The 6045-nt window shown below is 63.9% G+C and carries 6 protein-coding genes, 1 tRNA gene and 1 pseudogene; 5 read left to right on the top strand and 3 right to left on the bottom strand.

Going from position 1 to position 6045, the window contains the following annotated elements:
- Both ACCC94_RS27095 and ACCC94_RS27090 read left to right on the top strand, forming a co-directional pair.
- Positions 1-229: pseudogene (locus ACCC94_RS27095) on the top strand (DUF4434 domain-containing protein); the annotation flags it as partial.
- 95 nt (positions 230-324) lie between these two features.
- Positions 325-1398, top strand: a complete 1074-nt coding sequence (locus ACCC94_RS27090; protein WP_413352691.1) for a diguanylate cyclase — start codon at positions 325-327, stop codon at positions 1396-1398.
- 48 nt (positions 1399-1446) lie between these two features.
- On the opposite strand, the gene ACCC94_RS27085 is transcribed toward ACCC94_RS27090, so the two are convergent.
- Positions 1447-1523 (bottom strand) — tRNA-Arg (locus ACCC94_RS27085).
- Between the two features lie 92 nt (positions 1524-1615).
- Between ACCC94_RS27085 and ACCC94_RS27080 the strand changes: the two genes are divergently transcribed.
- Positions 1616-2092, top strand: a complete 477-nt coding sequence (locus tag ACCC94_RS27080) for a GNAT family N-acetyltransferase (protein WP_413352690.1) — start codon at positions 1616-1618, stop codon at positions 2090-2092.
- A gap of 2 nt (positions 2093-2094) precedes the next feature.
- Here ACCC94_RS27080 and phnN read toward each other — a convergent pair whose 3' ends face one another.
- Positions 2095-2658, bottom strand: a complete 564-nt coding sequence (phnN, locus tag ACCC94_RS27075; RefSeq protein WP_413352689.1) for a phosphonate metabolism protein/1,5-bisphosphokinase (PRPP-forming) PhnN — start codon at positions 2656-2658, stop codon at positions 2095-2097.
- A gap of 486 nt (positions 2659-3144) precedes the next feature.
- On the opposite strand from phnN, the gene amrZ reads away from it, so the two are divergent.
- The gene (gene amrZ, locus ACCC94_RS27070) at positions 3145-3477 is read left to right on the top strand and encodes a transcriptional regulator AmrZ (protein WP_017517196.1); all 333 of its coding nucleotides are present in this window, start codon (positions 3145-3147) and stop codon (positions 3475-3477) included.
- Positions 3478-3602: 125 nt separating this feature from the next.
- Here the strand turns inward: amrZ and mgtE are convergent, their stop codons facing one another.
- Positions 3603-5045 carry a magnesium transporter gene (gene mgtE, locus ACCC94_RS27065; RefSeq protein ID WP_413352688.1) on the bottom strand — a complete coding sequence of 481 codons (1443 nt, stop codon included), beginning with the start codon at positions 5043-5045 and terminating at the stop codon, positions 3603-3605.
- A gap of 322 nt (positions 5046-5367) precedes the next feature.
- Here mgtE and bamE point away from each other — a divergent pair, with 322 nt between their 5' ends.
- A complete protein-coding gene (bamE, locus tag ACCC94_RS27060) occupies positions 5368-5892 on the top strand; it encodes an outer membrane protein assembly factor BamE (RefSeq protein ID WP_413352687.1) in 525 nt (174 codons plus the stop codon).
- Positions 5893-6045: the final 153 nt, after the last annotated feature.

The raw sequence follows: 6045 nt of genomic DNA, 5'->3' as shown, positions 1-6045 counted from the left end.
CGTGACCCAGGCCTACGCCGCCGCCCTGCCCTGCCCGGTCGGCATCGTCCGCGAAGCCTTCCGCCAGACCAGTGCGGCCGGCCAACCATTCCATGCAGAACCCGCCGCGCCTTCCGGCGCGTCCACCGGCTGCCACGCCAGCGCCGTCTTCGAGGTGCGCTACCGGCCCTGGGGCAAGGTTCTGCTGGACAACCAGCGCGCCCAGGCCAGAGCCTCCGCCAAGCCCTGAACCATCCACTTGACCGGCGCCCCCGCCGCCAACGCGGGGCGCTGCGGCTTCGACTATGCTCGCGCGAGCGATCCCACACGCGCACAGGGCGGTTCATGTTCAAGACCATCGAATCCGAGATACTCAAGCAAAGCATCCCGGCGGGGATCCGGGCCGAATTCCTCCAGCACGACTTCGAGCGACTCCACGGGCTCAGCCTGCTGATCTTTGCCGTCAGCGCCGGGATGTGGCTGCTCTTCGACCTCATCGTCAGCTTCCAGGCCGGACAGGGCTTCACCTATGTCTCGGTGATCTTCCTTGGCGTGTTCTTCCTGATCACCGTGCTGGCCAGCCTCGTGCGCAAGGCGGTGCACTTCTACTGGCTGAACCTGGCCTTCGTCATCACCTTCAGCCTTGGCGCGCGGCTGGTGATCGACGGCCTGCCGGAGATCCTGCGACCGGCCTGGCTGGTGATCGCCGCCGCCACCGTGCTCTATAGCGCCACCGCCATGCCACTGAACGCCATCGCCTTCTATTCGGTGCTGGCGGTGACCTGGACCTTCCTCAACCCGCTGCTGGGGGACGTACCGGCGCTGGACGCTCGGCGCAGCATGCTGGTCTGCTACCCGCTGTTCATCAGCGCACTGTCGGTCTACATCTTCCACCACCTGAGCAAGTCCAAGCTGTACAACTACGCCATGGCGCGCCTGCTGCTGGACCAGGCCTACCTCGACGCGCTCACCGGCATTCCCAACCGGCGCTCCTTCATGACCCGCGTCGGCCAGCGCCTGGACGGCGACGGCGACGGCGACCAGCGCTACCTGGCGATGATCGACATCGACCACTTCAAGCGGGTCAACGACACCTACGGACACGACATCGGCGATGAAGTACTGACCCGCGTCGCACACGCCATCAGGCACGAGATGCAGGACTTCGAGTTCGCCCGGCTGGGCGGCGAGGAGTTCGGCCTGTACCTGTGGGGCATCAGCGTGGACGACGCGCAGTCGCGGGTCGAACAACTGCGGCGCGCCACCGCCGAGCTTCCCGGCACGCCCAAGGTCACCATCAGCCTGGGCCTGGCCCAACTCACCGCGGATGGCACCCTGAGCCAGGCGCTGATCAAGGCCGACCAGGCGCTGTATGACGCCAAGCACAATGGGCGCAACCGGGTGACCTATTCGCCGTGAGCGATACCCGGAAACGAAAAAGGCCCGCTGATGCGGGCCTTGGCGTGCTGGTGTCCCGGAGAGGGGTCGAACCTCCAACCTTCCCCTTAGGAGGGGGACGCTCTATCCAATTGAGCTACCGGGACAATCGGGACGGCATGTTAACCACCGACGGGCGATTTGTCATGCCGCCGCCACCCGCACGGTTCATAATTTTGCCGTCAGCCGGAGAAAGACCATGATCACAGACGACGGCGCCCTGCCCGATTCCCCCTTTGCCACCTTCGACGTGCGCGTCGCTTCGGCCGACGATGCGGCCGCCCTGGCGCCGCTGCTGCAGCAACTGGGCGCAGGCGATCCGCTGCCCGACACCGCACTGCTGGCGCTCGCGCTGGAAAACCGGCAGCCCACGCGAGTGACGCTGATTGCCGAGCGCGATGGTGCCTTGCTCGGCACCTGCACGCTGCACCTGATCGAACACATTGCCCACGGCTTCGCCCGCTCGGCGATTCTCGAAGACATGGTGGTGGACAGCCGCGCGCGCGGCCAGGGCATCGGCCAGGCGCTGATCGGCCGGGCCGTGGAATGGGCGCGGGACTGGAAGTGCTACAAGCTGGCGCTTTCCAGCCACCAGGACCGGGAAATGGCGCACCGCTTCTATGCCGCGATGGGCTTCGAGCCCCACGGCGTCAGCCTGTCGCTGAGCCTGGACTGACGTCAGCCGGCCCGGGCATCCGGCGCAGCGAGCAGGTTCAGCAAGTGGCCGACCGTCACCGCCAGGGACACCGAGTTATCCAGCTCCACCAACGGCCCGGGCAGCCCGTCGGCGAAGTGCGCATTGCGCGCCAGACGTTCCTCGATTTCCGCCAGCGTCTCCCGGCCACGCTTGAGCAGGCGCTGCCGCAACACCTCTGTGTCGACTTTCAGCAGAATGGCGATCAGGTGCGGATAACGACGGCGCGCCTCGGGCAGGTACTTGCGCGAGCCATTGACCAGCACATCGTGCCCCGCAGCGAGCCAGTCATCGATTTCGCGAGGAATGCCATAGTGCAGGCCGTTGGCACGCCAGCTCATGGCAAAGGCGCCGGAGCGCTCCAGGGCGGCAAATTCGTCGACGCTCACCGAGTGCGCGTCTTCCCCACGCGCCTCGGCCGAACGGGTGATGACGCGCCGGACGATCCGGCAATCCAGCTCTGCCAGCGGAGCACTGGCGGCTTGCAATACGCTGTCCTTGCCGGAGCCCGAGGGGCCCATCAGGTAAATCAGTCTGCCAGGGGTCATAAGACTCTCGGTTTGCCGGCGGCTCGGCGCTACTTCAATTCTGATCCGCGGGGCGGATAATACTCTGCGTAGTGTGCGATATCGGTGAAAACATCCAACTGGTATCCGCCGCGTCCGGCTTTCCCTGCCTCGCCGTCGAGCGCTGTGACATCATGGCGACCCGCGACGAAATGCCGTCATCAGGCTGCTCAACGGCAGGCAGGCGCTCCGCGCCTATCGACTACGCTGAGGGAAGCGGCATATCGCCACTTTTCCCTTCAAGTCCCATCCAAAGAAGGGTCTGCCTAGGCGGTCTCATTTCGGACGATTGGTGCTGGCATTTAGCCTTCACCCGAGACACAATATGCCGAAGGTTTGACGTCAAGTTATTGGATTATTTTTCAAAAGCTTTGACGACGCGCTGAACGGCCATTGGAAATCGCTGTCAAAGGGCCTGAACCAACGCTGACCCATGGCATCGGCCTCCCTGACTTACAGGTTTAAAGTATGCGCCCATTGAAACAGGCAACCCCCACCTACTCCAGCCGTACTGCTGACAAATTCGTCGTACGTCTGCCCGAAGGCATGCGTGAGCGTATCGCCGACGTCGCTCGCAGCCACCACCGCAGCATGAACTCCGAGATCATCGCGCGTCTCGAACAGAGCCTGCTGCAGGAAGGTGCGCTGCAGGACAACCTGGGTATCCGTCTGGACAGCCCGGAGCTCAGCCTGCACGAACGCGAGCTGCTGCAGCGCTTCCGTCAGCTGACCCACCGTCAGCAGAACGCGCTGATCGCCCTGATCGCGCACGATGCCGAAATGGCACAGAACGACGCCTGACTCGTTCGCGACGCCCGAAACAGCCGGCCCTGAGCCGGCTTTTTCATGCCTGCGACTGACGGATGCCAGGTCACGCCAGGCACAAAAAAGCCGCCTCGCGGACGGCCCTTTCGGCGGAGCTGGCGTTACATCAGGAACAGGGTGGCCAGTCCGAGGAAGATGAAGAAACCGCCGCTGTCGGTCATGGCGGTGATCATCACGCTGGAGCCCATGGCCGGATCGCGGCCCAGGCGCAGCAGCGTCATCGGGATCAGCACGCCCATCAGCGCGGCGAGCAGCAGGTTGAGCGTCATGGCGCCGGTCATGACCGCGCCCAGTTCCCAGTTGCCGTACAGGTAGAAGGCGACGAGGCCGATCACCCCGCCCCACACCAGGCCGTTGACCAGCGCTACGCCCAGCTCCTTGCGCAGCAGGCGGTTGGCGCTGCTGGTCTGGATCTGGTCCAGGGCCATGGCGCGGACGATCATGGTGATGGTCTGGTTGCCGGAGTTGCCACCGATGCCTGCCACGATGGGCATCAGCGCGGCCAGTGCCACCAGCTTCTCGATCGAACCCTCGAACAGGCCGATCACCCGCGAAGCGATGAAGGCAGTGACCAGGTTGGTAGCCAGCCACGCCCAACGGTTGCCGACCGACTTCCAGACCGAGGCGAAGATGTCTTCCTCTTCGCGCAGACCGGCCATGTTGAGGACTTCGCTTTCGCTTTCCTCACGGATCAGGTCGACCATCTCGTCGATGGTCAGACGGCCGATCAGCTTGCCGTTCTTGTCCACCACCGGCGCGGAAATCAGGTCGTAACGCTCGAACGCCTGGGCGGCATCGTAACCGTCCTCGTCGGGGCTGAACGTCACCGGGTCGGTGGCCATGACCTCGGCCACGTCCTTGTCCGGATCGTTCACCAGCAGGCGCTTGATCGGCAGCACGCCCTTGAGCACGCCGTCGTAATCGACCACGAAGAGCTTGTCGGTATGGCCGGGCAGTTCCTTCAGGCGGCGCAGGTAGCGCAACACCACTTCCAGGCTGACATCATCGCGGATGGTGACCATCTCGAAGTCCATCAGCGCGCCGACCTGGTCCTCCTCGTAGGACAGCGCCGAGCGCACACGCTCGCGCTGCTGCTGATCGAGGGTTTCCATCAGCTCGTGGACGACGTCGCGGGGCAGTTCCGGCGCGAGGTCCGCCAGTTCGTCGGCGTCCATCTCGCGGGCCGCGGCAAGGATCTCGTGATCGTCCATGTCGGCGATCAGGGTTTCCCGCACGGAATCCGAGACTTCGAGAAGGATGTCGCCGTCGCGCTCGGCCTTCACCAGCTGCCAGACCGTCAGGCGGTCGTCCAGCGGAAGCGATTCGAGGATGTGGGCGATGTCGGCCGGGTGCAGTTCCTCCAGCTTGCGCTGGAGCTCCGCCAGGTTCTGGCGATGCACGAGGTTTTCGACGAGGTCTTGATGCTGGCCTTCCTGACGGTGCGTCAGGTCTTCCACCAGCTTGTGCTTGTGCAGCAGGTCGACCACCTGGTTGAGGCGGTCCTGCAGGCTTTCCTGCGGCTTCTTGGCTTCTACTTCGGTCATAGCACGCTCCACCCCCAGTGGCAGAACGGGCCAGAGGGGATCAATACATCAGGTCGTGTGTACGCAATCGGGGTTCTGAGTAACTACTGGGTAAGTCCATGGTGGTGTCCCATGCGCCCATCGAGGGCAGATGCGGGAAATGATAACACTCCGGGGTGTATTAGGCGTTACAAAATGGCGGCCAGAACAATTGGTTGCGGGCGAAAGTTCACCGCTGAATCACTGCCCGGTTCGACGCCCGAAAGCTCCCACAGGACACCCGGCTCCGACTGACAAATTCCACTCCTAGGCTGCACGCAGGCTCGCCATCACGGAGGAAACCATGCGCCTGCCCGCCCTCTTCTGCTCACTCCTGATTTCATTGATACCGACCAGCGAAGCGGCCTCGGTGTTCCGCTGCACGGCGGCCGACGGCAGCGTGTTGTTCAGCCAGTATGGCTGCCCCGTGGAGCGACAGCAGCAAATCCAGGAAGCAAGCAATCCCACACCCGGCAGCGGCGAACCGGTGCCGATGGCGATCCAGCAGGAAACCGTCGCGCAGAAGCCTATAGCGCGCAGCAGGGGTCAGGGAAAGGAAACCGAGCAGGAGTCCGTCGTGGTCGTGGGCGAGCAGCAGAACGGCTGCGGTAACCGCGTCACAGGCAGCGCCCGGCGCAAGGCGATCATCGAGGGACGCATCAGGACGGGCATGACTCGCCGTGACGTGGAAAGCGCCCTGGGACGGCCGGACAGGGTCAGCCAACACAACGAGACGCTGCGCTACCACTACGAAGCGGACAAGCAGCGCGGCGCTCGCACCGTGACCTTTGACGAGGACGGCTGCGTAATGGGCAAGGCGAAGCGCTGATTACGCTGGCCATGCTTTTCGAGGCAAAGTTTTTCGAGCGCAAAGAAAAAGGGCCTGCATTTCTGCAGGCCCTTTATATATGGCGCACTCAGGAGGATTCGAACCTCCGACCGCTCGGTTCGTAGCCGAGTACTCTATCCAGCTGAGCTATGA

It is taken from the genome of Pseudomonas sp. Pseusp97 (assembly GCF_047304025.1).
Lineage (GTDB): Bacteria > Pseudomonadota > Gammaproteobacteria > Pseudomonadales > Pseudomonadaceae > Pseudomonas.
This window is presented reverse-complemented; position numbering and strand designations above follow the sequence as displayed.

Excerpts from the sequence above, each read along its gene's own strand:
- mgtE (WP_413352688.1), bottom strand. The coding sequence starts at position 5,045 with ATGACCGAAGTAGAAGCCAAGAAGCCGCAGGAAAGCCTGCAGGACCGC.
- ACCC94_RS27090 (WP_413352691.1), top strand. The coding sequence starts at position 325 with ATGTTCAAGACCATCGAATCCGAGATACTCAAGCAAAGCATCCCGGCG.
- bamE (WP_413352687.1), top strand. The coding sequence starts at position 5,368 with ATGCGCCTGCCCGCCCTCTTCTGCTCACTCCTGATTTCATTGATACCG.
- phnN (WP_413352689.1), bottom strand. The coding sequence starts at position 2,658 with ATGACCCCTGGCAGACTGATTTACCTGATGGGCCCCTCGGGCTCCGGC.
- ACCC94_RS27080 (WP_413352690.1), top strand. The coding sequence starts at position 1,616 with ATGATCACAGACGACGGCGCCCTGCCCGATTCCCCCTTTGCCACCTTC.
- amrZ (WP_017517196.1), top strand. The coding sequence starts at position 3,145 with ATGCGCCCATTGAAACAGGCAACCCCCACCTACTCCAGCCGTACTGCT.